At 60.2% G+C, this 26,209-nt stretch carries 26 protein-coding genes and 3 pseudogenes; 13 read left to right on the top strand and 16 right to left on the bottom strand.

Annotated elements, in window-relative coordinates:
- Window positions 1–579: 579 nt before the first annotated feature.
- The 14 genes and pseudogenes from XaFJ1_RS12465 to XaFJ1_RS16260 form a co-directional block, all read right to left on the bottom strand.
- Window positions 580–1,173: a DUF6624 domain-containing protein gene (locus tag XaFJ1_RS12465; protein ID WP_155393145.1), complete on the bottom strand. Its 594-nt coding sequence runs from the start codon at window positions 1,171–1,173 to the stop codon at window positions 580–582.
- Between the two features lie 932 nt (window positions 1,174–2,105).
- A pseudogene (locus XaFJ1_RS16575) lies at window positions 2,106–2,330 on the bottom strand (cysteine peptidase family C39 domain-containing protein); the annotation flags it as partial.
- A 3-nt stretch (window positions 2,331–2,333) separates the two neighbouring features.
- On the bottom strand, window positions 2,334–3,236 hold the full coding sequence (locus XaFJ1_RS12455; protein WP_012917033.1) for a rhomboid family intramembrane serine protease: 903 nt from the start codon (window positions 3,234–3,236) through the stop codon (window positions 2,334–2,336).
- Between the two features lie 300 nt (window positions 3,237–3,536).
- On the bottom strand, window positions 3,537–4,004 hold the full coding sequence (locus XaFJ1_RS12450) for a hypothetical protein (protein ID WP_155393144.1): 468 nt from the start codon (window positions 4,002–4,004) through the stop codon (window positions 3,537–3,539).
- Between the two features lie 518 nt (window positions 4,005–4,522).
- Window positions 4,523–4,741: a hypothetical protein gene (locus tag XaFJ1_RS16395; protein ID WP_012917030.1), complete on the bottom strand. Its 219-nt coding sequence runs from the start codon at window positions 4,739–4,741 to the stop codon at window positions 4,523–4,525.
- A gap of 208 nt (window positions 4,742–4,949) precedes the next feature.
- On the bottom strand, window positions 4,950–6,194 hold the full coding sequence (locus XaFJ1_RS12440; RefSeq protein WP_012917029.1) for an HlyD family secretion protein: 1,245 nt from the start codon (window positions 6,192–6,194) through the stop codon (window positions 4,950–4,952).
- Window positions 6,191–6,469: a hypothetical protein gene (locus tag XaFJ1_RS12435; protein WP_012917028.1), complete on the bottom strand. Its 279-nt coding sequence runs from the start codon at window positions 6,467–6,469 to the stop codon at window positions 6,191–6,193. The genes XaFJ1_RS12440 and XaFJ1_RS12435 overlap by 4 nt, the downstream gene beginning before the upstream one ends.
- A gap of 77 nt (window positions 6,470–6,546) precedes the next feature.
- On the bottom strand, window positions 6,547–6,948 hold the full coding sequence (locus tag XaFJ1_RS12430; protein ID WP_080931569.1) for a hypothetical protein: 402 nt from the start codon (window positions 6,946–6,948) through the stop codon (window positions 6,547–6,549).
- 59 nt (window positions 6,949–7,007) lie between these two features.
- On the bottom strand, window positions 7,008–7,223 hold the full coding sequence (locus XaFJ1_RS12425) for a hypothetical protein (protein WP_230596843.1): 216 nt from the start codon (window positions 7,221–7,223) through the stop codon (window positions 7,008–7,010).
- A 14-nt stretch (window positions 7,224–7,237) separates the two neighbouring features.
- A complete protein-coding gene (locus XaFJ1_RS12420; RefSeq protein ID WP_012917027.1) occupies window positions 7,238–7,609 on the bottom strand; it encodes a M23 family metallopeptidase in 372 nt (123 codons plus the stop codon).
- Window positions 7,606–7,884, bottom strand: coding sequence for a hypothetical protein (locus tag XaFJ1_RS12415; protein ID WP_012917026.1), 279 nt, complete (start codon window positions 7,882–7,884; stop codon window positions 7,606–7,608). The genes XaFJ1_RS12420 and XaFJ1_RS12415 overlap by 4 nt, the downstream gene beginning before the upstream one ends.
- A gap of 169 nt (window positions 7,885–8,053) precedes the next feature.
- Window positions 8,054–8,262, bottom strand: a pseudogene (locus XaFJ1_RS16265) (IS30 family transposase); the annotation flags it as partial.
- Between the two features lie 172 nt (window positions 8,263–8,434).
- A complete protein-coding gene (locus XaFJ1_RS12410) occupies window positions 8,435–9,091 on the bottom strand; it encodes a LysR substrate-binding domain-containing protein (RefSeq protein WP_012917025.1) in 657 nt (218 codons plus the stop codon).
- A gap of 76 nt (window positions 9,092–9,167) precedes the next feature.
- Window positions 9,168–9,290, bottom strand: a pseudogene (locus XaFJ1_RS16260) (helix-turn-helix domain-containing protein); the annotation flags it as partial.
- A gap of 102 nt (window positions 9,291–9,392) precedes the next feature.
- Between XaFJ1_RS16260 and XaFJ1_RS12405 the strand changes: the two are divergent.
- Both XaFJ1_RS12405 and XaFJ1_RS12400 read left to right on the top strand, forming a co-directional pair.
- The gene (locus XaFJ1_RS12405) at window positions 9,393–10,400 is read left to right on the top strand and encodes a YeiH family protein (RefSeq protein WP_012917024.1); all 1,008 of its coding nucleotides are present in this window, start codon (window positions 9,393–9,395) and stop codon (window positions 10,398–10,400) included.
- A 123-nt stretch (window positions 10,401–10,523) separates the two neighbouring features.
- Complete coding sequence (locus XaFJ1_RS12400; RefSeq protein WP_161525195.1) at window positions 10,524–11,531, top strand: cation diffusion facilitator family transporter; 1,008 nt, start codon at window positions 10,524–10,526, stop codon at window positions 11,529–11,531.
- 238 nt (window positions 11,532–11,769) lie between these two features.
- Here XaFJ1_RS12400 and XaFJ1_RS12395 read toward each other — a convergent pair whose 3' ends face one another.
- Window positions 11,770–13,833, bottom strand: a complete 2,064-nt coding sequence (locus XaFJ1_RS12395) for a 3-hydroxyacyl-CoA dehydrogenase NAD-binding domain-containing protein (protein ID WP_012917022.1) — start codon at window positions 13,831–13,833, stop codon at window positions 11,770–11,772.
- Between the two features lie 237 nt (window positions 13,834–14,070).
- Between XaFJ1_RS12395 and rpoE the strand changes: the two genes are divergently transcribed.
- The 9 genes from rpoE to recO all read left to right on the top strand — a co-directional run bounded on the left by rpoE (window position 14,071) and on the right by recO (window position 23,120).
- On the top strand, window positions 14,071–14,691 hold the full coding sequence (rpoE, locus tag XaFJ1_RS12390; RefSeq protein WP_012917021.1) for an RNA polymerase sigma factor RpoE: 621 nt from the start codon (window positions 14,071–14,073) through the stop codon (window positions 14,689–14,691).
- On the top strand, window positions 14,688–15,641 hold the full coding sequence (locus XaFJ1_RS12385; RefSeq protein ID WP_012917020.1) for an RseA family anti-sigma factor: 954 nt from the start codon (window positions 14,688–14,690) through the stop codon (window positions 15,639–15,641). The genes rpoE and XaFJ1_RS12385 overlap by 4 nt, the downstream gene beginning before the upstream one ends.
- 101 nt (window positions 15,642–15,742) lie before the next feature.
- Window positions 15,743–17,281, top strand: a complete 1,539-nt coding sequence (locus tag XaFJ1_RS12380; RefSeq protein WP_012917019.1) for a DegQ family serine endoprotease — start codon at window positions 15,743–15,745, stop codon at window positions 17,279–17,281.
- A 156-nt stretch (window positions 17,282–17,437) separates the two neighbouring features.
- On the top strand, window positions 17,438–19,231 hold the full coding sequence (gene lepA, locus XaFJ1_RS12375) for a translation elongation factor 4 (protein ID WP_012917018.1): 1,794 nt from the start codon (window positions 17,438–17,440) through the stop codon (window positions 19,229–19,231).
- A 121-nt stretch (window positions 19,232–19,352) separates the two neighbouring features.
- Window positions 19,353–20,153 (top strand): signal peptidase I, encoded by an 801-nt coding sequence (gene lepB / locus XaFJ1_RS12370; RefSeq protein ID WP_012917017.1) that lies wholly within the window; start codon window positions 19,353–19,355, stop codon window positions 20,151–20,153.
- A gap of 20 nt (window positions 20,154–20,173) precedes the next feature.
- On the top strand, window positions 20,174–20,551 hold the full coding sequence (locus XaFJ1_RS12365) for a DUF4845 domain-containing protein (RefSeq protein ID WP_012917016.1): 378 nt from the start codon (window positions 20,174–20,176) through the stop codon (window positions 20,549–20,551).
- On the top strand, window positions 20,541–21,221 hold the full coding sequence (gene rnc / locus XaFJ1_RS12360; protein WP_045757388.1) for a ribonuclease III: 681 nt from the start codon (window positions 20,541–20,543) through the stop codon (window positions 21,219–21,221). The genes XaFJ1_RS12365 and rnc overlap by 11 nt, the downstream gene beginning before the upstream one ends.
- Window positions 21,218–22,117, top strand: a complete 900-nt coding sequence (gene era / locus XaFJ1_RS12355; protein WP_012917014.1) for a GTPase Era — start codon at window positions 21,218–21,220, stop codon at window positions 22,115–22,117. Before rnc ends, era begins: the two co-directional genes overlap by 4 nt.
- A 232-nt stretch (window positions 22,118–22,349) precedes the next feature.
- Window positions 22,350–23,120, top strand: a complete 771-nt coding sequence (gene recO, locus XaFJ1_RS12350; protein WP_012917013.1) for a DNA repair protein RecO — start codon at window positions 22,350–22,352, stop codon at window positions 23,118–23,120.
- A gap of 226 nt (window positions 23,121–23,346) precedes the next feature.
- On the opposite strand, the gene XaFJ1_RS12345 is transcribed toward recO, so the two are convergent.
- Window positions 23,347–24,042, bottom strand: coding sequence for a response regulator (locus tag XaFJ1_RS12345; protein ID WP_012917012.1), 696 nt, complete (start codon window positions 24,040–24,042; stop codon window positions 23,347–23,349).
- Between the two features lie 154 nt (window positions 24,043–24,196).
- Here XaFJ1_RS12345 and rlmD point away from each other — a divergent pair, with 154 nt between their 5' ends.
- Together rlmD and XaFJ1_RS12335 are read left to right on the top strand one after the other, a co-directional pair.
- Window positions 24,197–25,522 (top strand): 23S rRNA (uracil(1939)-C(5))-methyltransferase RlmD, encoded by a 1,326-nt coding sequence (gene rlmD, locus XaFJ1_RS12340; RefSeq protein ID WP_045757387.1) that lies wholly within the window; start codon window positions 24,197–24,199, stop codon window positions 25,520–25,522.
- A 137-nt stretch (window positions 25,523–25,659) separates the two neighbouring features.
- A complete protein-coding gene (locus XaFJ1_RS12335) occupies window positions 25,660–26,154 on the top strand; it encodes a CYTH domain-containing protein (protein ID WP_012917010.1) in 495 nt (164 codons plus the stop codon).
- Window positions 26,155–26,209 lie beyond the last annotated feature (55 nt).

Genomic DNA, 26,209 nt, shown 5'->3' with positions numbered 1-26,209 from the left:
TGAATCCTATCTCCAATAAGCCAATCGCAAGCCCCAGTAGCCAACCCGATGCATGCGCAAACCAACTCGTGCGAGGGGAGAGCACTGAGGAAGCCTGCATCGTTGCCAATACAAAATATGCAAACATCCACCAGAGGACAGGTGGGAATATTTGAAGATTGCGCAGAGATATATAGAAAATCCATCAATATGATAAAAATAATCCGCTAGAAATGCCAAGGAATGCATCCGATCCTGATGAGTTGGTAAGTGATTTCAATAAAAATTCATTAATTAATGCAAAGAATAAGAACGTTAGCCAATTTTAATTTGAGATGCCATGCCCGTAAAAAAATGGGGGCATCGAATTTTCGCCAGGGATTGACAAAATGATTGGGTCAAATGGATACCATTGCAAGATGGCACGCCGTACTGCTGAATCCCCACTCTCGTGTACATCCCAATGGCGGTGGCCATGCTGACCATCTGTATGATGCGTGCGGGAAACTCTCATCCGAATTAAAATGCATTGTGCATATTTCCTCGTCAGCCTGTCAAGGGATAGTTACACACTTTAATTTACAGAATCAGGGGCGGTCATTAATGAGAATTTTTGTAGAGTTGCTCACTGATACAGCGGTAGTCGGCGAGCTTCATCAGCCCGAGTGCATCCCGTTCACGTTCGATCGCGACGGAATTACCTACGTCCAGCGGCTCGCCCGTAGTAGGCGATCGTAGTTGCGAACCGAAGCGTTGAGGCTTTCCCGATGCCAGAAGCACTCTGTCCGATAGCAAGGCGAACTTGCTTGCATCTATTTCACCACTTTTAACCATGGGTTCAAATTTCTTTAGTGCTTTTGATTGAAGTTCAACATCTCCATCAGCGTGTTGAATAAGTAGCCAAAGTGCAGCAAGCCCGTCGCGTCCCACTTCGTCAATAGAGGGAATGGATACTGCATGCCCCAGTTCTTTGTGGAGATAGCGCAGATTCCGTGCTTGCAGTTCCTTAAAGGCAGTTGGATTGACGCTTCCGGATGCCAACTGCTCGTAGAGCCGCTGATCCTCCTCTTCGTGCTCCAGAATGCGATGCCGCTTTGCTTCATCTGTTACCGCCGGTGCCTTAGGTGGCCCCGCCGCCAGCTGCCGGGAAATTTGTGCTTGAATGAACTTCGCTGCGCCGGGGCATGCATCCATTGCTTGACTCAGATCAACCGCCCCGCACGAATCTATGAAGAGCAGGGACGCTAGTCCCAGTGCGCTAACAAGTCTCATATGTCCACCATATCTTGGTCTACACGGGTAATCACGCTGTCGTTCTGTCGGAAGCGCTGTGTTGCAGCGCGAAACTCGACGTACCGATCGCTACTCTCAAAGTCAGGCAGGTTTGCCACATTCCATGGCAATGCCTGGTAGTCCGATGATCCGGCAAGGAGTAAACCGGCCATCTCGCCAAGGAGGTTCATCTCGGGGATGTGGTCATCAATAAATAGAAATTGACCGCCAGTGTTGACCTCGAAGAAAAATACGTTTCCCTGCAAGTCGACCGCAAGGTCGATGCAGCCATATCGCAGGTCAAGCTTTTCCATCAGCGCATTGATTGAGGTGTGTGTTCGTGCGTCGACGTCGTACCAATCCATGCGTAATTCACCTGGCTTTACTGAGCTTGGCCTCCAATCCAGTAGCGCAGTTCCATTATGCTCCACAATTCTCGCAGAGAAAATATGATGTCCAATCACGGTGATTCGAAGATCAAATGCTTTATTGACCAAAGTCTGGTAGATCGCTGGGCATGCACGGATACTGGCATCGTCGATTTTTCGATCTTGTGGGATCACCACAGGCCCACACTGCCAGCACTTTCGATTCTGCTCGCTCGACCAAAAGTGTGGAGTGAAGTGCTTCACTAAGAGATTTTCCTGTCTTGCGCGGAAATCAGCAACGACAGCTGGATCGTTCGTGATCACTGTATCTGGAATGTGGAATCCACATGCGACTGCAGCATCGAGCTGGAGCCCTTTCATGCCTGCATCGATTGGATGCCAATCCCCAACTATGAATGAAGCCTTGGAGCGAAGAGCCGCAGCTAGCGATCCATGCGCGCTCTGAAGTTCGTTGCGCGTGAATTTCAGAGACACCGGATCTAGTCCAGCCAGCGGCTGGTAAGGTACTGGGCGCCTGAACCACAATGAACGTACGTCCTCGATCAACTGATTCAGTCGGATACCCTTGAGCGACAAATGGAAACGCCAGCGTAACTCGGGCAGGCCGAGTTGCATGCCATGCGCCGACGCCACCATCGCCAATGACGCCAGACCGCATTCGCCTGCTTCTGCTTGCACAATTGGCTTCATCCCTCAGTTCGCGCTAGTTTCTGAAGATGGCAGTATTGGTTTTTTAAGATCATGCTTGAATCCTATTTCCAAGAAGCCAATCGTGAGCCCCAACAGCCAACCCAATGCATGTGCAAACCAACTCGTGCGAGGAGAGAGCAATGAGGAAGCCAACATCGTTACTAGTGCGAAATAGGCAAGCAGCCACCCAAGGGCGGGAGGGAATATTCGACGATTGCGTAGCGATATGCCGGCAATCCATCCATATAACGCAAATACTCCGCCAGAGATGCCCAGGAATGCATCCGAGCCGACCCAATGCGGGAGGAATGTCAATAAAAATGCGGGTAATAATACCCCGGATAAGAACGTCAGCCAAATAACCGGTGCCCGGCCAAGCGAGAAAGAAAGCCCGGCTGCGATCATGAGTAAAGAAAAGTTGACGGCCCAGTGTGCAATACCGGAGTGCAGGAATGGTCCGCTGAAATAGCGCCATGGTTGGCGCGGCGCATCTTGGAAAACAAGCCCGTAATGCTCAATTAGACTGAAAATGTTACCGGCGCGCGTCTGTAGGTAGAACTGAATTCCGCCGATCGATATCATCATGACGGCGATTGAAAGTGTTTGCTTGTTCGGTGGCAGATGGCACCATGCGGAAAATCGAGAATATTCGCATAGACTGGATAATTTTCTAAAAATAAATATGTATTGAAAAATCAAAAAAGTGGAAAATAATGCAATTGCAGCGCTTGCTTTGATGAAATAGCTGGCATGGGTTTCAAAGCTTGCAATGGCGAAACCTAGTGTCATGCATAGCATCAGGGAAAATAACGCGAGGTGTTGAAAATGCATTCTTTTTTGAATTTCAGATGCCATGCGTGCAAAGCAAATGGGCGGGAGCATCGACTTCTCGCCTGGGATCGACACGATGATCGGGTCGAATGGATGCCATTGCCAGGTGGCGCGTCGTACTGCGGATTCACCCTCTAATCGACGTCCCCAAGGCGGTCGCCATGCTGACCATCTGTCTGGTGCGCGGGGGAAGCTATTGTCTGAATTCCAATGCATGATACATATTTTCAATACGTGATACTACGCCATTATGCCGGTTATCAATTCAGCGGATTAAGGGGGAGTTGAGCTATTCACTTGAGGCATGCTCCGCAAGGCGTTTGAACGACATCATTTTTGTCAAAGTTCGATTTTCGCGTTTGCATTTGTTGAAATTCAAAAAAGTTCCGCACAAAAATCATGGATTTTTTTAGAAATCAATTTGGGGGCGATAACTTTGCAGCCATCTTTCACGTCGATTAATCTCACTGAATTTTCTTTCCAGGAGATAATCTTTGGGAGTTTACTGAAATATACAAATTCAGTCTGCTTCTCGCACCTTTCGTATCCAAGTTTATCCAGTTTTCCTTCGATTTTATAGCAGATTTCAGCGGCGCTCATTCCTTCGATAATAAAGCTTTTGGGGATAACTTCGTAAAGTGGGAAAAATGATAGAAGGATGGATGGAATCATGATAAATATCTTATCCTCAATATCTCCTGGGAGGATTTCTATCAGGGAAAAAATAAGTATTTCAGCGGAAAAAAGATAGAAAAAAAAGCTTGCTAATTGGCTAATTGACTGAAAGGGGATGATCCTTCTTTTAAGGCTTAACTCCCAGCGGAAATCTTTAATCGGAGCCATTATTTCCTCCATTTTTAATTGGCCCTCGCATTGCACTACTACTGGTTAAGATGTCGACGTATAATGCCATAATATTCCGTCCCGCTGCTGCGCCACCAATCATTGCGATTGGACCGCCAATGCTTCCGACTTCAAGTCCTTCAAGAAAACCGCCAATTATAGATGTTGCAGCACTGCGGCCCAATGCTTAACAGGCAGCGTCCACTGCAGCATCAGACGAAGATCGTATGCCGACAAGGTTGAGATGAAGAATTAAATTATGCTTTTCGTTTTGTAGAACTTGATTTTCAAGGTTCACTACGGGTGTGGATTTCGAGAAATTTTCTTATATATAAATACTGAAATGATAACGCCAATAAAAATAACAAGGCAGCGAATGATGAGGTGTTCATAAAGAAGCGCGGAAACTATCGTTGTTAGTAAGCATACGAATAGTGCAGCTAAAAGCGGAAGAATATTATTCATTTTTTTGGTTCCTGAAATGACGCCAGCATAGATGATGCTGGCGCCAGGTTACGTCACCTAGGCTGAGCGAGGATGTAGCCTATACCTGCGCCAACACCAATTCCAAAGCCGACTAGCCCACCGGCAATACCGCCGACTGGACCACCGAAGACCAAGCCTACACCTGTCCCCATGACTCCAGCAGACCATCCAGATGCCGCTGTAAAGGCGATATCACCAGCTAGTGTGCCGCCATCAACAATTTCAATTTCATTTGCAGTCAATTCGCGCATTACACAATCTCCTTAATGTGGACGCAGTACCCCTGCGTCACGGGATTTTGGGTTTTCCCAAAAAAATTAATCTGTGAATTCAGTTCTGATTCGCAATATTTCGGGAAATTCATCCTTGTGACCTAGCATGTTATCTGGCGATTTCACTCACAAAGCACTCCTGAACATCTTGATTGCAGGCATCGCTCAGTCGATGCATCCAAACCAATCACCTCCCAAGCGACAACAAGGGTTCAAACACCCATTCGATTAGCCTTCTGCGCTCGCCGATGATGTCGGCTTGTAACAGCATCCCCGGCTTGAGCATCTCGGGCTTGCCGTAGGCCATGACGCTTTGCCGCCCCAGCGCAACGGTGACGCGGTAATACGGCTCCCCCTGTTGGGCATTGCCGATCAGCGCGCCCAGTTCACTCGAACTCAGGGCGCTGCGGCTGATCCGGCTCAGGTGGCCTTGCTGGTGACCAAACTTTTGATACGGGAAGGCTTGATAGCGCAGCAACACGTTATCCCCAGGGGCGATAAAGCCGATGGCACGGCTGGGGACCAGTAATTCGGCTTCCAGGCGTCCATCGCCCGGCACCACGCTCAGCAGCGGCTGCCCGAGCTGGATCGCTTGCCCCGGTTTTGCCATCTGCGTGGCCACCACACCTGCCACGGGCGCCGTCACCACCAAGGCGCCATTGACCTGGGTTTGCACCTGTTCCTGTTCCACCGCCGCCGCATCCCGTCGATAATCGGCCTGCACGCCCCCGCGCTGCCCCGGCAACACGCGTAGTTGCTGTTCGATCTGCGCCGCGCTGCGCCGCATCTCCGTCGCCTGCCGTTGCAAGGCCTGCATCTGGCTGGTGTATTCCAATGCGCTGGATTCCTGCTGCTTGATTTGCAGCACGCTGACGTATTTGTCGTCCTGCAATTGGCGCCAGCGTTGCAGCACCTCATTGGCAAGCGCGATCTGGTTGCGACGGGTGGCGACTTCTGCGTCCACTTGCACCAATTCCTGGCGCAGATTGGCTAGCTGCGCACGCAAGCCCTGCTCTTGCGCATCCAATTGCTGCAACCGTGCTTGTTCGGACGATTTCAAGCCTTCGCCGCGCTGACGCAATTGGTGTTGCAGTGCCGCTTCCGTGTCGCCGCTGCCCAGGGTCGCGCGCGGAACCGTGACCACGGCGAGCATCTGACCGGCCTTGACCCGTTGCCCTTCGCTGACCTCCAGCCGGCTCACGACGCCGGTGGCCGGCGCCATCACCGTGGCAAGACCCTTGATCGGCACGAGTTGTCCGGTCACCGTGGAGCGGTGGGTATAGGTGCCCATGCACAAGAAGACCACGACGGATGCCGCCACGATCCCGGCGGCGCTGGCGAGCACCCATGCCCGCACGGGCTGCGCCAAGGAGATGCCGCCCAGCCAACTGTTGCGACGTGCTTGCAGCACTTCCTGGCGGAACAGGGTCATGGCGTGTGTTCTCGACCGTTACGGCGGTTTGCATGGCGAGCGGACACCACCATCGCGAACAGGGTGAATGCGCCGATCAACACTGCCTCCAGGATAGGCAACGCCTGCTCCGGTACCCCGGCGGTTGCCTGGATGCCGCGTGCGCTGAGCATTGCCGCGAGGATGGCGGCCAGTTTCACCCGATTGAGCCTGCCACCACGAAGCCGGACGATGCCGATGATCGGTAGGGCCAGAAGAAGGCCGTCAAGTAATAGCGTGGGTAGGGATTGGAACATGCGACGATCCTTCGAAACGGTCAAAATGGGTTTTTGACTATGTGTTCAATATTGAATGAAAATTTCTTGCCACGCCCTCATTGAAAGATTGGATTGGATAGCATTTTCCTTAGGATGTAAAAAGGGCCGATAACAAGTGGTAAATCATCGTTCTTTTTAATCATGACGTCTTGAGCGTCAAATCTCAGTAGCCTATGGATATCAGGCTCCCAGCAATTTTTATTCTTATCGAATACATATCTATTGGAAATCAGGAATTCTTCAATATCACGGAAATTGGAAATTGAAACTTCGACTTTTGATATCCATGTGGTTTTCCAGTGTCCTGCAATTCCTGCAATGCAACCAAGTAACGCAGCAGTGCCATGATCAATCAAATGTGCTGCTACATATCCCACAAGGAAAAGTGAAATGTAAAATATAACTTTGGGGCGATCCTTGAGCTGTTGGTTGAGTCCTAGGCGTTTTATTTTTTTCATATTGTTCTAATTTTTTATTGTAATGGTGGGGCATTTTTCAATGCCCCACCATGATTAAGTCAACCCTCTACAATTGACTTGCCAATGTAGTAGCCGATGCCTAATCCGATTGCGGCGCCGATAGCTCCCCCTATGGGGCCACCAATACCGAGTCCAATCATTGCCCCTTCTGCTCCGGCTTCGCCGCCTAGAAAGCCACCGGCTGCACCTGTGAAGTCGGCAAACCCTAGGCCTCCTGATACCAGGTTAATTTCATCTGCGCTCAGATCGTACATATCCTGCTCCATTTTTAGCCTGAGTTAATTCGCCTCAGGATTGCGATTTCCAGGCATCCTGGAAATATTAAATATGCCGCGCGCGGAACCGTGACCACGGCGAGCATCTGCCCGGCCTTGACCCGTTGCCCTTCGCTGACGTCCAGCCGGCTCACGACGCCGGTGGCCGGCGCCATCACCGTGGCTAGGCCCTTGATCGGCACCAATTGCCCGGTCACCGTGGAGCGGTGGGTATAGGTGCCCATGCACAAGAAGACCACGACGGATGCCGCCACGATCCCGGCGGCGCTGGCGAGCACCCATGCCCGCACGGGCTGCGCCAGGGAGATGCCACCCAGCCAACTGTTGCGACGTGCTTGCAGCACTTCCTGGCGGAACAGGGTCATGGCGTGTGTTCTCGACCGTTACGGCGGTTTGCATGGCGAGCGGACACCACCATCGCGAACAGGGTGAATGCGCCGATCAACACTGCCTCCAGGATCGGCAACGGCTGCTCCGGTACCCCGGCGGTTGCCTGGATGCCGCGTGCGCTGAGCATTGCCGCGAGGATGGCGGCCAGTTTCACCCGATTGAGCCTGCCACCACGAAGCCGGACGATGCCGATGATCGGCAGGGCCAGGAGAAGGCCGTCAAGCAATAGCGTGGAGAGGGATTGAAGCATGCGACGATCGATCCTTCGAAACGGCTAAGAGTAGTGGTGAGGAAAGCGTCCTAGCGCACCAGCATATGCCCGCCTTCGCAATCATTAGTAACCGGTGAATGCGCGAGTGTCAAGCGTCGAAAGTGTGTCGAATTTCGCGGTTTTAATTTCCATGCCTAGCAGGGCGGTTTCAACTTGCAAGTGCGATACGTCAGTTGAATTTAGCGCTCTTTTTTCCAGCGCCTGATTTTGCGTCTGCCAGTCGAGCGTCTAGCGTGATCGAGCGTTCATCAGATCAGCGACATTATTCAGATATTCCTGGTTTGCCTCGGAAAGGTTTGCCCCCTTGGGCATGAATTGACGCAGAATTTCGTTGGTATTCTCATTGTTTCCACGTTGCCGCGCTCGACCTGCAGAAACGCGCGTTCTTCGCAACTCAAATGACGGTATTGTTTTCCCATGCCAATACTAGGTGATTGCGGAGTTCGATCGCGGAGTGTTGCACTTGGAAATTGAATCAAATCATTCGCATGCCAATGCAGTGCTGGCGCGGGAGATCGGGCGTGACGGATCAGCCCGCCGTGGCCGGTGTTTGCAGCGCCAGCAGTGCGGACGCGGCGGCACCAAGGCTGCGTTCGCGATGCCTCAGAGCGTAAAAGCTGCGTGCGTCCAGCGGTGCGCCGATGCCACGTAGGCGTCCGCTTTCCAGCCACGGCGCGGCGGCGAGTTGCGAGATCGCGGCCAGGCTCTCGCCGGCATGCACCGCCGATAAAACCGCCTCGTTGGAGGGCAAGGTCAGCGCGACGCGCAGTCGGTCCGGAGCAATCCCGGTGGCACGCAATGCCGTCTCGAACGCCGAGCGTGTGCCCGAGCCAGGTTCTCGCATGATCCAGGTGCCGCGCTCGACCAGCCGAGGCAGGCCGAAGCGTCGTTGCCCTGCCAGCGGGTGCCCTGGTGCAGCGACTACCCTCAGTCGATCGTGGTCCAGTGCCGACGCGTGCAGTTCCGGCGCCTGCACGTGGCCTTCGACGAAGCCCAATTCGGCGCGTCCTTCGCTTACCGCGCGCGCCACGTTCTCGGTACTGCCGACGCTGAGCCGCACCAGGATCTGCGGATAGCGCGCATGGAACGCCATGAGCCGGGCTGGCAGCCAGTAGCTGGCGACGGTCTGGCTGGCGTGCAGGTCGAGGGTGCCGCGCAGCACGCCGCGCCAGGATCGCCCGGGCATCCTCGCAGAACGCAGCGCCGGCGGCGGTCAGGACGATGCCGCGACCGACGCGATCGAACAGCGTGACGCCGTACTGGCGCTCCAGTGCCTTGATCGCGGCACTGGCCGCAGACGGTGTGCGGTGCGCGGCGTGTGCGCCCAAGGTCAGATGCTGGCGTTCGGCGACTGCGACGAATAGCGCGAGTTGTTCCAGGGTCATGATGGAACCATTCGATTCATACGAATGAAGTGTGTACAATTATCCGATGGATCAGAAGGGTGCGTAGGCACATCCTGTGGTCATTTCGAGGAGCGCGACACGATGTACACGATGGGGTGGAGCGCCAGAAGGCTGCTGCCGGGTGGCGCGTTGGCGGTGGCCATTGCGCTGTTGGCGTGGTTGGTCGAGTGGGGGCAATTGCAGTGGTTGGGGCGGCGGTGGATCGATGCGCTGGTGTTCGCGATCGTGCTCGGCACGTTGCTGCGTACCGCATGCACGCTGCCATCGTGCGTTCATGGCGGAATCGCCTTCGCCGCCAAATTGCCGCTTGAACTGGCAATCGTGCTGCTCGGGGCCACAGTCGGCCTCGCCGCCATCGGTGCGGCTGGTGGCTGGCTGCTGATCACGATTGCCGCTGTCGTGCTGTTGGCCATCGGGATCGGCTACGGCATTGGCCGCGCGTTTGGCCTGCCGCCGCGCTTGGCCACGTTGGTTGCCTGCGGCAACGCGATCTGTGGCAATTCGGCGATCGTGGCGGCCGCGCCGGTCATCGACGCCGATTCGCAGGACGTGGCCGCTTCGATCGCATTCACCGCGGCACTCGGCATCGTGGTGGTGCTGGTGCTGCCGCTGACGGTGCCGTTACTGGGACTGGATCATCACCACTACGGCATCCTGGCCGGCATGACCGTGTATGCGGTGCCGCAGGTACTCGCGGCGACCCTACCGGTCAGTGCCGTCAGCGCCCAGGTCGGTACGCTGGTCAAGTTGATGCGGGTGGTGATGCTGGGGCCGGTGCTGTTGCTGCTGGGTGTACTCGGTGGCCGCCGACAGACGCAGCGCAGGCCGCTCCATACCCTGGTGCCGTGGTTCGTGTTCGGTTTTATCGGCATGATGGGATTGCGTGCGTGCGGACTGCTGCCGGCGCCTTTGGTGGAAGTGGCGCAATCTGCTTCTTCCCTGCTGACCTTGCTGGCAATGGCGGCTCTGGGGTTATCGGTAAACCTGCGAGCGATGTTGGCCTCTGGTGGTCGTGTGCTTGCGGCTGGGGCGTTGTCGCTGTTGGCGCTGGCGAGCATCAGCGTGCTGCTGCTGCGCTGGCTGCCCTGACATTCGCAGTCGCAGCAAGCGCGTACTGGTGCATGGCATTGCCGCCACGGTGTAATAGTCTCCGTGCCGGCGCCAGCGTATGGTGGTGTCCACTTCCCTTATCGCTTCGTTGCCAGGTGTTCCATGGGACACGACCACAACCACGCGCCGACTCAGATCCGCCACGAAGTACCCTTATGGTGGGCTTTCGGTTTGACGACCATGTTCCTGATGGTGGAGGTGGCCGGGGGGCTTGTCACCAACAGTCTGGCGTTGCTTTCCGATGCCGCGCACATGGCCACCGATGCGTTGGCGTTGATGATCGCTTTGGTGTCGGTGCGGCTGAGTCGGCGTCCGCCCGATGCCAGGCGCAGCTACGGCTATGCGCGGTTGGAAGCGCTCGGGGCGCTGGTCAACGCGGCGTTGTTGTTCGTGGTGGCCGGTTACATCCTGTGGGAGGCGCTGCAGCGGTTCCATCAACCCCAGCATGTCGCAACAGTTGGAATGCTCGGCATCGCCGCGTTCGGCTTGCTGGTCAACCTGATCGCGATGCGCTTGCTCAAGGCCGGCAGTGGCGACAGTCTGACCATGAAAGGTGCTTATTTGGAAGTGTGGAGCGACATGCTCGGCTCGGTTGCCGTGATTGTCGGCGCGTTGGCGATCCGTCTCACCGGCTGGAAATGGATCGACCCGGTCCTGGCGATCCTGATCGGGGCGTGGGTGCTGCCGCGGACCTGGGTGCTGTTGCGCGAGGCGGTCAATGTGCTGCTGGAAGGCGTGCCCAAAGGAGTCGACATGGAGGCGGTGCGCGGTCATCTGCATGCGGTACCGGGCGTGGCGAGCGTGCATGACTTGCACATCTGGGCGCTGGCTTCCAGTACGCCGGCGTTGACCGCGCATGTGGTGTTCACCGAGGGCATCGATGGCGATGTGTTGCGTGCGCGTCTGCGCGAGGAGTTGCACGAACGTTTCGGTATCGATCACATCACCTTGCAGATGGAGGCGGGCCATTGCGGTGCGGCACCGTGCGGCACTCCGGTGGCGAGTGGTGACCACGACCATGATAGTCACGACCACGACCACGACCACGACCACGACCACGACCACGACGCGCACAGGCATGGTCGTGCGCAGGTGCCTCCGCATTCTTGAACTGGCCTGTGTGCGGCAGTAGCCGCGAGCGGTTTCCAGTGGGATGCGTCGCGATCAACGTGACCGTGAGGGTGCGACATAGCGCCAAACCCGAGCCGCGTGTTATCTATGTGTTTCAATCCACGCGCCCGTGAGTGTGGGACTCGGTCAGTAAGCCATCCTTGTGCGCGGTAGAGGTTTCAATTCACGCGCCCGCGACAGTCCGTCGCGCTTGCGAACTTGCCGGCCTGGTGGAATCTCAGACCGGCGCTTCGCGTAATGCCGGCGAATCCCAACCTGGGCGCGGTGCGAAGCGCTCGCCGTAGCGCGCTTGCAGCGTGCGCAAGCGTGCCAGCAGTGTGTCGGCACCGGCGGCGCGGATGTACTGGATCGGGCCGCCACGGAATGGCGCGAAGCCGGTGCCGAAGATCACTCCGGCATCCAGCAGATCGGCATCGGCGACCACGTCGTCGTGCAGGCATGCCACCGCTTCGTTGAGCAACGGCAGGATCAGGCGGTCTTCCAGATCGTCCGGCGCGCGGTAGTCCTTGGTCAATTCGGGTTTCTTGGCGCGACCGTTTTCCCAGACGTACAGGCCCTTGCCGTCCTTCTTGCCGCGCTTGCCCGGCTGCACCGTCTGTAGCGCCGCCGGAATCGGCAGGCCCAGGAATGGCGCCAGCTCCGCGCCGACGCCAGCGGCCACGTCCAGGCCGACGGTGTCGAGGAGTTCGATCGGGCCCATCGGCATGCCGAACTTCACCGCGACCTTATCGATCGCAGGGCCGGGAATGCCCTCGGCATATGCGGTGGCCGCTTCCAACATGTACGGGAACAGCACCCGGTTGACCAGGAATCCCGGAGTGCCGGCGACCGGCACCGGCAGCTTGTCGATCGCCTTGCAGAATGCCGCCAGGCGGTTTTGATTTTCCGGCGGCAGGGCGTCGTGGCAGACGATTTCCACCAATGGCATTTGCGCCACTGGGTTGAAGTAATGCAAGCCGCCGAACTGCGCCGGGTGCTGGAGTTGTTCGCGTAACTCGTTCAACGGAATCGAGGACGTGTTGGTGCTGAGCAGCGCGTTCGGCTGCATCTGTGGTTCCAGCTCTCGATACAGGTCGCACTTGGCTTGCGGGTTTTCGATGATGGCTTCGATCACCAGGTCGGCTGTCGATACGCCGTCGCCGCTCAGGTCGCTTTTCAAGCGTGCCGCCACCTCCGGGCGCTTGCTGTCGTCCTTGACGCGCTTGGCAAACAGGTCGCCGGCACGGCGTAGCGCGCCATCGATGAAACGCTGTTCGCGGTCTTGCAGGGTCACTTCGAAGCCCTTGTAGGCAGACCACGCCGCGATGTCGCCACCCATCACGCCAGCGCCGACTACGTGTACATGGCGGATGCCGTGTTCCTTGCCGCCTAGCGACTTGAGCCGTTCGGTGAGGAAGAAAATGCGAATCAAGTTGTGCGCGGTCGGTGTGCCGGCCAGCTTGACCACCGCTTTGCGCTCGGCGTCCAGACGTGCCTGAATGTCGCTGCCGCCGGTGCGCTCCCACACGTCGATCAGCGCATACGGCGCCGGGTAGTGTTCTTTTCGTGCCTTGCGCGCGACCTGCTTGCGCATCTGCGGCGCCAGCAGTTTGCGCGCCGGCCAGGTATTGGTGGCCCAGGCAGTGACACGCTGCTGGAATGGCCGTGCGCTGCCGGACAGGGCCAGCGTCACCGCGTTATCGGTCAGCATGGCCGGCGCGGCGATCTTGTCGATCAGGCCGAGCGCCCGCGCCGCCGTTGCCGACACGGTACGCCCGGTGAGCATCAGATCCATCGCCGCCGGTGCGCCGATCAATTGTGGCAGGCGCGCGCTGCCGCCCCAGCCGGGGAAGATGCCGAGTTTGGTCTCGGGCAGGCCGATGCGCGTGGACGCATCGCTGGAGGCGATCCGGAAGCGGCAGGCCAGCGCGATCTCGGTGCCGCCGCCCATGCAGAAGCCATGGATCGCAGCGACGGTGGGGCAGGGCAATTCCGCCAGCTTCTGGAAGGTGGCCTGACCACGCCGGATCGCGTCGTTGACGGTGCCGCGGCGGTCGAATTCCTGGAACTCTTTGAGGTCGGCGCCGGCGATGAAGCCATTGGGTTTGGCCGAGCGGATCACCACGCCCCTGGGCGGATCGATGGCAATGCGGTCGAGCAGGTCGTCCAGTTCCAGCAGGACGGCCTGCGACAGCGCATTGACGGGCGCGTCCTGGCGATCGAGGCTGAGTACGACGACCCCGTCGTCGCGGATGTCCGCTTGCCAGTGACTGAATCGGAGCCCATCGAAGCCTGAGACCATGGGAGGACCATTCGTGTGTGTATGGAGAAGGCCGTTATCATCCAGAGGTTGTTTCCATAGCGTCAAATCCAATGTATCGGCATTGACGTGGGTCTTGCGACCGCTGGTCTTGCGCCAGCCTAACGGACTTCTGGTTAACGTGGTGGGACGGCGGTCCGTTGAGGAGCGCTGAACTTTTTTCCGAATTGGCGGTCATACGGTCCGACGTAGGTTGGGCTGACAGGAGTGCGGCCCGCTATGGCCGATGTCGAAACATCCCAGGAGCTGGACTCGGAACTGGTCCGGCGTGTGCAGCGCGGCGAGAGCACGGCGTTCGATGTGCTGGTGCGCAAGTACCAGCACCGGGTCGTCGGCGTGATCGGGCGCTACATCGCCGACTGGAGCGAATGTCAGGACGTGGCCCAGGACACTTTCATTCGCGCCTACCGCGCGATGGGGAGCTTCCGCGGCGATGCCCAGTTCTCTACATGGTTACACCGGATCGCCGTGAATACCGCTAAGAATTACCTGATTGCACATAAGCGCAGGCCGCCCACCGACGATGTCGATGTGCTCGATGCCGAGCAGTTCGACAGCGGCGCGCGGCTGCGTGACACCGATACGCCGGAACGCGAGCTGATGCGTCAGGAGTTGGAGCGCACGGTGATGCAGGCGGTCGATGCCCTGCCGGAAGAATTACGTACCGCCATCACCCTGCGCGAGGTGGACGGCATGCGTTACGAGGACATCGCGCAGAAGATGGGGTGCCCGATCGGCACGGTGCGTTCGCGCATCTTCCGTGCGCGAGAAGCCATCGACGCCCAACTCCGTCCCCTGTTGGATACCGACAGCGCCACTCGTGAGCGACACCGCGTATGACCGAGAACACGCCTTTTCCCCAGCCCGTGCCACCTCCCGGCACTGTGGTCCCGGACAAGTTTGAACTTCACTACCGGCAGCAGTTGTCCGCCTTGATCGATGGCGAATTGCCGGCCGACGAGGCACGCTTCGTGTTGCGTCGGTTGCAGCACGATGAAGAATTGGCCGGCTGCCACGAGCGTTGGCAATTGTGCGGGGAGATCCTGCGTGGCCGTGTTAGCGTGCCGGCGCCAGCGGATTTCAGTGCCCGCGTGCGCGAGGCTGTCGCGGCCGAGGCATCGCAGCAAGTGCAGGCCCGTCGGCTCGGTGCTGCCGGCAACCGCCGCACATGGCGCTGGGGCGGCGGCGTGGCGTTGGCCGCCTCGGTCGCGGGGCTCGCTTTATTCGTGACCCGCGAACGTTTGCCCGAGGCACCCGCGTCAGTGCCGCCGACGCAGGTCGCCAGTGCCACCACACAGACGTCTGCGTCCGCTGCATCGCCGGCGCGGCTTCCAGCGCCCCGGCCGACGCCCGTCGATCCGCAGAGCGATCTCGCCGCCGCTGTTGTCGCTGCCCCGGCGGTGGCAACAGCGGCGCATCGACCTCAGGACGCCGAGGGCCGTGGCGATGGGATGCGCCGCGCGCAAGTGGAGCGCGCGGCTGGCGCTGTCGCGGTCGAGCATCCCGCGCGTGCGGTTGCCGCGCGGCCGGTGCAGGCGACGCCTCCGTTTGCTGTTCCTGCAGTCGCCGCGCCGGCGATCGCACAGCGGGCAGGCGATCCGTTCGGGCATGCGACGCCTGCTTTGCAGCCGCGACCGTGGCCGCGTTCGCCGCTGCCGCAGGGGGCTTCCAGCAGCGAGTTCACGGCTAGTTTTCCTGGTCAAGGTGTGTCTTCAGCGGCGTTTTACCCGTTCGAGCCGCAGTTGTCTGCAGACGCTACGGTCGCCGCACCACCTTCGCAACAGCCTTGATTGCGTGCGTCGGTCGGAATCCTTGCTTCGTTCCAGCGTTTGGTGACTGCGGCATCTTTTCCTCGTTCTAACTCTTCCCTCGAACCGAAGGCTCGTGTCCGATGACTCACCGTATCCACAACAATCTACTGTGCCTGTTGGTCTTGATCATGCCGTTGGCCGCTTGCGCGCAGCAGCATGCACCCAGTACGTCCGTCGCGTCGCCGCCAGCCGCGCAGACGGCACCAGCGCCACAACTGGTCGCTGGTTTGCCCGATTTCACCCGGTTGGTCGAGCAGGTCGGGCCAGGCGTGGTCAATGTCGAATCCACGATCAGCCGCCGCACTGCCGCCACGCGCTCCGATGGCGGCATGCCCGACGACGACCAGATTCCCGAATTCTTCCGTCGCTTCTTCGGGCCAGATGGGATTCCTGGCATGCCTGCGCAGCCGCGCGGGCGTGCGCCGAACGATGACGATGGCGCACCCGCTGGCCGCTCCATGGGGTCGGGCTTCATCATCTCCTCTGACGGCTATGTGCTGACCAATCATCACGTGATCGATGGTGCCAGCGAGGTCAAGGTCAAACTCACCGACCGCCGCGAATTCACCGCCAAGGTGGTGGGTAGCGATCAACAGTACGACGTGGCGCTGCTGAAGATCGACGGCAAGAACCTACCGACGGTGCGGATCGGCGATTCCAATCTGCTCAAGCCTGGCCAGTGGGTAGTGGCGATCGGCTCGCCATTCGGTCTGGATCATTCGGTCACCGCAGGCATCGTCAGTGCCACCGGCCGCAGCAATCCCTACGCCGACCAGCGCTACGTGCCGTTCATCCAGACCGACGTGGCGATCAATCAGGGTAACTCCGGCGGCCCGTTGCTCAATACCCGCGGCGAAGTGGTGGGCATCAATTCGCAGATCTTCTCCGCCTCCGGTGGCTACATGGGCATCAGCTTCGCGATCCCGATCGACTTGGCGATGAGTGCGGCCGAACAGCTCAAGGCCCATGGGCACGTCAGCCGCGGCATGCTCGGCGTGCAGGTGGGCCCGATCGACAGTCTGAAGGCGCAGGGCCTGGGGTTGCCGGATACCCGCGGCGCGCTGGTCAACGATATCCCGGCCGGCAGTCCGGCCGCCAAGGCCGGGGTCGAGGTGGGGGACGTGATCCGCAGCATCGATGGCAAGGATATTCAGTCTTACAGCGATCTGCCGCCGATGATCGGCTTGTTGCCGCCTGGCACCAAGGTGCGTCTGAGCATTCTGCGCGACGGCAAGCCGCGCGACATCAGCGTGCAGTTGACCGCTCTGGCCGACGACCGCACCGCTGGCGCGCGTAGCGCAGGTGCCGACAACACAGCTCCGGCCCATGGCGCCAACGCGTTGCTGGGGATCGAGGTGGCCGATCTGGATGCCGCCTCGCGTCAGCAATTGGGACTGGAACCGGGCAAGGGCGTGCGCATCGCCGCGGTGACCGGCCGTTCGGCCCGCGACGCGCAGTTGGTCCCGGGCATGGTGATCCTGCAGGTCGGGCGTGTGCCAGTCGGGAGCGTGGCCGCGTTAAACCAGCAACTGAGCGGCTACAAGAAGGGCGATGTGGTGATGCTGCTGATCAGCTACCGCAACACCAACAGTTTCGTCGCGGTGCGCGCCGGCGGCTGAGTCCGGCGCCCGGCTGCTGCTTGGGCAGCGTTCCAGGGGCGGTCCAGGAGGGGCCGTCCCCCGGGCTGTGGCGACCCTCTGCTGCCAGCCATGCGATAATAGCCCGTTATCCTGACGACGGTCCTGGCCGCCGCCCACCTCATGTCCTCTGATTCGATGCGGAACATCCGCAATTTCTCCATCATCGCCCATGTCGACCATGGCAAATCGACCTTGGCCGATCGCATCATCCAACTGTGCGGTGGCCTGCAGGCGCGCGAGATGGAGGCGCAGGTGCTCGACTCCAACCCGATCGAGCGCGAGCGCGGGATCACCATCAAGGCCCAGTCCGTGTCGCTGCCATATACCGCGCAGGATGGGCAGGTGTACCACTTGAACTTCATCGACACGCCCGGCCATGTCGACTTCAGCTACGAGGTCAGTCGCTCGCTCGCCGCTTGCGAAGGCGCACTGCTGGTGGTGGACGCTGCGCAGGGGGTTGAGGCGCAATCGGTAGCCAATTGCTACACCGCGGTGGAGCAGGGCCTGGAAGTGGTGCCGGTGCTGAACAAGATCGACCTGCCGACCGCCGACATCGAGCGGGCAAAGGCCGAGATCGAGGCGGTGATCGGTATCGACGCCACCGACGCGGTTCCGGTCAGCGCCAAGACCGGCCTGAACGTGCGCGATGTGTTGGAGGCGATCGTGCAGCGCATCCCGCCGCCGGTGCCGCGCGACACCGACAAGTTGCAGGCGTTGATCATCGATTCCTGGTTCGATAATTATCTGGGCGTGGTCTCGCTGGTGCGGGTGATGCAGGGCGAGATCAAGGCCGGCGACAAGCTGCTGGTGATGTCCACCGGCCGCACCCATCAGGTGGACAGCGTCGGTGTGTTCACCCCAAAACGCAAAGTGCTGCCGAAGCTGGCCGCCGGCGAGGTGGGCTGGGTCACCGCCAGCATCAAGGACGTGCACGGCGCACCGGTCGGCGACACCCTGACCCAGGCAGGCGACCCGGCTGCCAAGCCGCTGCCAGGTTTCCAGGAGATGCAGCCGCGGGTGTTCGCCGGGTTGTTTCCGGTCGATGCCGAGGACTATTCGAACCTGCGCGAGGCGCTGGACAAGCTGCGCTTGAACGATGCGGCGCTGCGCTTCGAGCCGGAAAGTTCCGAGGCGATGGGCTTCGGCTTCCGCTGCGGCTTTCTCGGCATGCTGCACATGGAGATCGTGCAGGAGCGCCTGGAGCGCGAATACAACCTTGACCTGATCAGCACCGCGCCGACGGTGGTGTACGAAGTACTGAAAACCGACGGCGCGATCATCAACATGGACAACCCGGCCAAGCTGCCGCAGTTGAACATGGTCGAGGAAATCCGCGAGCCGATCATCCGCGCCAACATCCTCACGCCCGAGGAATACATTGGCAACATCATCAAGCTGTGCGAAGAGAAGCGTGGCAGCCAGATCGGCATCAATTATCTTGGCAGCCAGGTGCAGATCAGCTACGAGTTGCCGATGGCCGAGGTGGTGCTGGATTTCTTCGACAAGCTCAAGTCGGTCAGCCGCGGCTACGCCTCGCTGGACTACCACTTCGTTCGTTTCGAGGCCGGTCCGTTCGTGCGCGTGGACGTCCTCATCAATGGCGATAAGGTCGATGCGCTGTCGTTGATCGCCCATCGCAGCCATGCCGACCGCCGTGGCCGCGAGTTATGCGAGAAAATGAAGGATCTGATTCCGCGGCAGATGTTCGACGTGGCGATCCAGGCGGCGATCGGCTCGCAGATCATCGCTCGCACCACGGTCAAGGCCATGCGTAAGAATGTGCTGGCCAAGTGCTATGGTGGTGACGTATCGCGCAAGAAGAAACTCCTGGAAAAGCAGAAGGAAGGCAAGAAGCGCATGAAGCAGGTCGGTCGCGTGGAAATTCCCCAGGAGGCGTTCTTGGCTGTGTTGCAGATGGACAATAAGTAAGGCATGGCGCAGGGCACCGGCGGCCGTGCAAACGGTCTGGATCGGCCGGGCTTTCACGTCGTAAATCCCTCCACGTTTTGTCGCGGCCACTGGCTGCTCGTCCCGTCCCGAAGGAAGCAGAATGAAATGGTTTGAAATCGCGCTGGTGGTCCTGACCCTCGCCACTGGCATCGTGACGTTGCTGGACAAGCTGTTCTTTGCCAAGCGCCGTGCCGCGCGCGCCAATTTGCTGGACACCGAGCCTGTGCTCGTGGATTACTCGCGGGCGTTTTTTCCGGTGTTGGCGGTGGTGCTGATCTTGCGTAGCTTCATCGCCGAGCCGTACAAGATCCCGTCCAGTTCGATGATGCCGAATCTGTTGGTTGGGGATTTCATCTTGGTCAATAAGTTCGCTTACGGCTTGCGTTTGCCGATTACCAACAAAAAGGTGATCCCGGTGAGCGAGCCCAGGCGCGGCGACGTGGTGGTATTCAATCCTCCGCAAAATCCAGAAGAGAACTGGATCAAACGTATCGTTGGCTTGCCGGGCGATCGTATCGGCTTCCACGGCGACACCCTGTACATCAACGGTACGCCGATGAAGTACAAGGTCATCGGCGAATACGTGGGCAAGGGCAAAGGCGCGGAGATGACCGGTGCGACCTTGCTCACCGAGTACTTGCCGGGCCGGACCCATACCGAACTGGAGTGGCTGGGCCGCAACATGCCGGCCAGCCAGGGCGACTGGGTGGTGCCGCCAGGCAAGTACTTCGTGATGGGCGATAATCGCGATAATAGCGAAGACAGCCGGTTCTGGACCCAGACCCACTTCCTGCCCGAGGAAAACTTGCGTGGCAAGGCGTTCCTGATCTGGTTCAATTGCCAGGGGTGGTTATGTAACGGCAGTTTCGATCCGTCGCGGATCGGAACGGCGATCCAGTAACGTGCGTGAGGGGAAACGCGATGCAGCATAAACAAAGTGGGATCACCTTGACCTCGTTCGCGGTCGTGTTGGCGGTGGTCGGATTCTTCATCTACATCGGCATGAAGCTGTTTCCGATGTACCTGGAGTTCTACGCGGTGCGTTCGGCGATGAAGGGGTTTGCGGCCGAAGCTGGTAGCGCGGAGATGGACCCGGCGGAGGCGAAGAGGTCGTTGTTTCGTCGCCTGGATATCAGTAACGCGGACAACGTGAAGCCCGAAGACGTTACTTTCGAACGCACCGGTACCGGTGTGAAAATGCACGTGGACTACGAAGTGCGCCGCTCGCTGATCGCCAACCTGGACGTGGTTGGCAAGTTCGACGCCACCCAGGATCTGACGACGCGTGGTGGGCAGTAAAACCGTGCTGCGTGGTGACCGTATCGGTCATCGCTTCACCGAGCCGCAGTTGTTGGCGCAGGCGCTGACCCACCGCAGCGCCGGCGCACCGCACAACGAACGTCTGGAATTTCTTGGCGATAGCATCGTCAACTTGTTGATCGCCGAGGCGCTGTATCAGCGCTGGCCCAAGGCTGACGAGGGTGCGCTGACCCGTGCCCGCGCCGAATTGGTGCGCGAGGCGTCGCTGGCTGCGATCGGTCGGCAACTGGAACTGGGCGACCGCCTGACCCTGGGGCCGGGCGAGATGAAGTCCGGTGGGCATCGGCGCGATTCGATCTTGGCCGACGCCGTCGAAGCGGTGGTCGCGGCGATCTATCTCGACGCCGGCTTCGAGACCTGCCGTGCGACGATCCTGCCCTGGTTCGAGAGCGGACTGGCGGCGTTGCCGGTGGGCAAGCCGGAGAAGGACGCCAAGACCCGCTTGCAGGAGTGGCTCCAAGCACGGCAGCGGGCGCTGCCAGCCTACGAATTGATTAGCGAGACTGGCGACGAGCACGCCAAGCGATTCCGGGTGCGCTGCGCACTCACCGAGCCTGTCCTCGTCGCCGAGGGCGAGGGCACCTCGCGACGACTGGCCGAACAACAGGCCGCCGCCGCTGTCATCGAGCAACTGGATTCGAGCAAGTGAATGACGCAGTGACTTCATACCGCAGCGGCAGCGTGGCGGTGATCGGCCGGCCCAACGTGGGCAAATCCACCCTGACCAACGCCTTGGTCGGCGCCAAGGTCAGCATCGTCTCCAACCGGCCGCAGACCACGCGGCACCGGCTGCTGGGCATCGCCAGTTTTCCCGCAGGGCAATTGCTGCTGGTTGATACGCCGGGTTTGCACCGCGAGCACAAGCGCGCCATGAACCGGGTGATGAACCGCGCCGCGCGCGGTGCACTGGAAGGCGTGGATGCGGGTTTGCTGGTGATCGAAGCCGGGCGCTGGGACGAAGAAGACACGCTGGCATTCAACGTCCTTGGCGATGCCGGGATTCCGGTGGTGTTGGTGGTCAACAAGGTCGACCGGCTCAAGGACAAAACCGCGTTGCTCCCATTCCTGCAGCAGGTCAGCGACGGTCGGAGTTTCGCCGCGGTGCATCCGGTCTCCGCGCTCAAGCGCAAAGGCATGGAGGCGCTGGTACGCGACCTGCTGGCGTTGGTGCCGGAAGCGCCGCCGATGTTCGGCGAGGATGAGATCACCGACCGCAGCCAGCGCTTTTTGGCTGGCGAATTGGTGCGCGAGCAACTGATGCGCCAGCTCGGCGAGGAGCTGCCTTATGCCACCACGGTGGAGATCGAACGCTTCGCCGAGGATGGCGCGCTGTTGCGCATCGGCGCGGTGATCTGGGTCGAGCGCGAAGGCCAAAAGGCGATCGTCATCGGCAAGGGCGGGACGCGTTTGAAGGAGATCGGCGCCAAGGCACGGCAGCAGATGGAGCGCCTGTTCGGTGCCAAAGTGTTCTTGGAGACCTGGGTTCGGGTGCGCGAGGGCTGGTCGGACGACGAAGCGGCGCTGAAGGCGTTCGGATACGAATGAAGCCGGGACGCGGGACTCGGGACCCGGGACCCGGGAGAAGCCAGGGCAACGGTCTCGGCCATGCTTGCTTGCGCGCATCCCGCCCCGAACTCGTCGCTTCACTGCGACTGCGCACTGCATCAATCGGAGAAATCCAGGGCAAATGCGTTCTTGGTCGCGTTTGCTCGTGCGCTTTCCGACGCCTGATTGCTGCTTTTCCCGGGCCCCTGGCCCCGGGTCCCGAGTCCCGGCTTTGATCGAGCACGAGCCAGGCTTTGTGCTGCATGCGTGGCCCTGGCGCGAGACCAGCCTGTTGGTCGAAATCCTGAGCGTGCACCACGGCCGTCTCGGTGTGCTGGCGCGAGGCGTGCAGGGGCCGAAAAAGCAGGCGTTGCGCGCGACGTTGCAGCCGTTGCAGTCGATCCGCTTCAGCGCCCAGCGCCGTGGCGAACTGGCGCAGCTGCGTGCGGCCGAGCCGCTGGATACGGCGCCGCGGCTCACTGGCGAGGCGATGCTCGCCGGCTTCTACATCAACGAGCTGACTCTGCGCCTGGCGCCGCGTGACGACCCCGCGCCGGACCTGTACCTGGCGTACGCACGCGTCCGCGCGCGGCTGGCTGCCGAGGCGCCGCTGGCCTGGTCGCTGCGGTGTTTCGAGCGCGATATGCTGGAGGCGCTGGGGGTATGGTTCGACCTGCGCCACGATGGCGATGGCGCGCCAATCGATCCGGCGGCGCGCTATGCGCTCGATCCCGAACACGGGCCAAGGCGGCTGTTGCGCGATCACGGCCACGACCAGCGCAGTGGTATGGCTACCGGACGTGCGCTGTTGGCATTGGCAGACGATACCCTGCCGGTCGCCGAGGACTTGCCCGGCTTGCGTCGCGGCATGCGTGTGGTGCTGCTGCATCACCTCGGTGGGCGTGGTTTGAAGTCGTGGGAAATGCTAGAAAATCTGCTGCGCAAGCCTATGCCGCTGGGAGACGCAACGTCGGATCCGGCAATGGGAACGCCAGAATCGTAACGCGGTCGGGACGTGGCGGCGGGCAGGGGAAATAGCGCGGCCAGCACACGCAAGCACCGCAGCCTGCGCCAAGCAGGTGCCTGGATCGGCCGGAACACCGATTTTTTTGGCGACGTATGCTGGCGCCCTCCTGCCGACAAGTAGGTGTTCGATGTTTCTGCCGTCAGCGGCGCAGGCCAAAAGCGCCGCTGCGGAGGCGTCTTGCTGCAAGTCCCGCTGTCCAGACCTAATGCAGCAACGCCGCCACCGCCTCGCTGAACTGGTGCAGCGCCTGCGGCGAGGCGGGGTTGCCATGCAACTGGCGCACCGCACCCGCCAGCCGCGTGGCGCCGACGAAACCACAACTGGCCTGCAAGCGGTGCAGGTGGCTGCGTACCGCTTGCTCGTCGCTGAGTTGCAGTGCCGAGGCGATCGCGTCGCGGGCGCCGGGCAGTTCCGTCAGGAACAGTTCGCGTAATGCGATCAGGTGGGCGTGTTCGCCGTTGAGCGCAGTCAGGGCCTTTGTTTCGTCCCAGTCCATGGCGGACAGGTCGCTGGTGGGGCCGCGTGCGAGCAGCCAGCGCACGCGCTGCAACAGGTGCTCGGCACTTAGGGGTTTCAACAGGACCTCGGCGAACCCGCCGCGTAACAGTTGCTCGCGGACGGTGTCGCTGGCGTCGGCGGTGTGTGCCAATCCCTGCGCACCGGGGCACTGTCGCTGCAACTGCTGCAATAGTTCTGTGCCGCTGCCGTCGGGCAGGTTGGCGTCGATCAGCCAAAGATCATGGTTGCGTATTCCCGCGTGGGCGAGGGCAGTGGCGACGGAGTCGGCCAGATCGATCTGTGCTGGCAGGGATTCCAGCGTGATATGAAAAAAGGCGCGGCTGATCGGGTCGTCTTCGACGAGCAAAAGTCGCGTCACAGTGTCCTGGTTCGATGCCATCTTGCGTTGCCTCCATGCGGCGTTGGTACATCATAGCGGCGTCTAAGGAGACGCCGCGTCACTTTGCCGCGTCGTTGTGACCAGCGCAAGTCAGTCCCGGCGCCTGGCCATCTGCGACAATGGCCGCCCTTTTCAGCCCGCAGCCAATCGCCACGTGGCCCGATCCAGAAACCGCCTCGACCGTACCCCTTTCCAGACTGAAATCGCCGATTTGAGCCACGACGGCCGCGGCGTTGCCCGCCGCGAGGGCGACAAGGTCGCCTTCGTCGCCGGCGCCCTGCCTGGCGAGATCGTTCTCGCCGAACCCACTGCCCGCAACCGCCATTTCGACGAGGCGCGCACCCTGCAGGTGCTGCAGGCCTCGTCGCAGCGGGTTGCGCCGCGCTGTCCGCATTTCGGCGTCTGTGCCGGCTGCGTGTTGCAGCACCTGGCCGAGGACCAGCAAATCCTCGCCAAGCAGCAGGTGCTGACCGACAACCTGGAGCGCATCGGGCATGTCACTCCACAGGTGGTTCTGCCGGCGCTGTCGGGCGCGTCCTGGGGTTACCGCCGCAAGGGGCGTTTCTCAGTCCGCCGGGTAGAGAAGAAGGACAAGACCCTGGTCGGCTTTCGCGAGCAGGATCCACGTTTCGTCGCCGACCTGTCGGTATGTCATACGGTGATTCCGCAGGTCGGGCTCAAGGTCGCGGCGCTGGCTGAGTTGGTCGAGCGCCTGGACGCCAAGCGCGACATTCCGCAGATCGAATTCATCGCCGGTGATGCCACGGTGGCGCTGACCTTTCGCCACATGCAGCCGCTCAGCGAACACGACCAGGATGCGCTGATCGCCTTCGCTCAGGCACACGATTTCGCCATCTTCCTACAACCCGCTGGCGTGGATAGCGTGCATCCGCTGTATCCGCAGGCGGCGCCGCTGTCGTTCCGGCTGCCGCAGTGGGACGTGGAGTTGGCGTTCCGGCCATTGGACTTCATCCAGGTCAACGCCGTGCTCAATCAGCAGATGATTGCGCATGCCTTGGCCTTGCTCGATGCGCAATCGGGCGATCGCGTGCTGGATTTGTTCTGCGGCCTGGGGAATTTCACCTTGCCGCTGGCGCGCACAGTGCGCGAGGTGGTGGGGGTGGAAGGCGATGCCGGACTGGTGACGCGCGCGCGAGAGAACGCGCAGCGCAACGGCCTGGATAACGCGCAGTTCTTCGCTGCCGACCTGACGCAGGATCAGCGCCAGGCACCGTGGATGCGCCAGGGCTTCGACAAGCTGCTGCTCGATCCGCCGCGTTCCGGTGCGCTGGAGGTGCTACAGCAACTGCCGCTGAAGCAGTTCCAGCGCATCGTCTATGTCAGTTGCCATCCCGGCTCGTTGGCCCGCGACGCCAGCTACTTGGTCAACACACAGGGTTTCGTGTTGAAGGCAGCGGGAGCGATGGACATGTTTCCGCATACCGCGCATGTGGAGAGTATCGCGGTGTTCGAGCGGTAGATCTTCCGCGGGGCCTGGGATGGCGCCTTGCACAGCGGTACTGCTTTTCGTCGTCGTTAAATCGTTTGACCGCGTTGCGGATGTGCGTATCACGTAATCGTATCGAGACCTCCCCCCGTTTCTGCGAGATTCCCATCATGCCGATCGAAATCGAACGTAAATTCCTGGTCGCCGGCGATGGCTGGCGCACGACGACGCATGCCGTCATCCCGATGGCGCAGGGCTACATGAACGACCCGGTGGCGCTGGCCAGTGGGGCGGAGAAGGCGTCGGTGCGGGTACGCTTACAGGGTGAGCAGGCGTTTCTCAATTTCAAGTCGCGCGAGCTGGGGCATACCCGCCAGGAATTCGAATATCCGCTGCCGTTGGACGATGCACGCGCATTGTTGGCGTTATGCGTGGGCGGACTGATCGACAAGCGCCGACATTTGGTGCAACACCAGGGGCATCTATGGGAGGTGGACGAATTTCTTGGCGATAACGCAGGTCTGGTGGTGGCCGAGATCGAACTGGATAGCGCCGATGAGAGGTTCGCCAGGCCCGATTGGATCGGTGCAGAGGTCACGGACGATCGGCGTTACTACAACGCCGCCCTGGCCGCACATCCGTTTTGTCGCTGGTCGCAGGATTGATATGGGAAACGGAGAGCGCGCTTCGGCAATCGCCGTCGTCGTTCAGTGTCGTATG

It is taken from the genome of Xanthomonas albilineans (genome assembly GCF_009931595.1).
In the GTDB taxonomy this organism is placed as follows: Bacteria; Pseudomonadota; Gammaproteobacteria; order Xanthomonadales; family Xanthomonadaceae; genus Xanthomonas_A; species Xanthomonas_A albilineans.
Note: the sequence above shows the minus strand (reverse complement) of the source record. Positions and strands in the feature narration are given on the sequence as shown.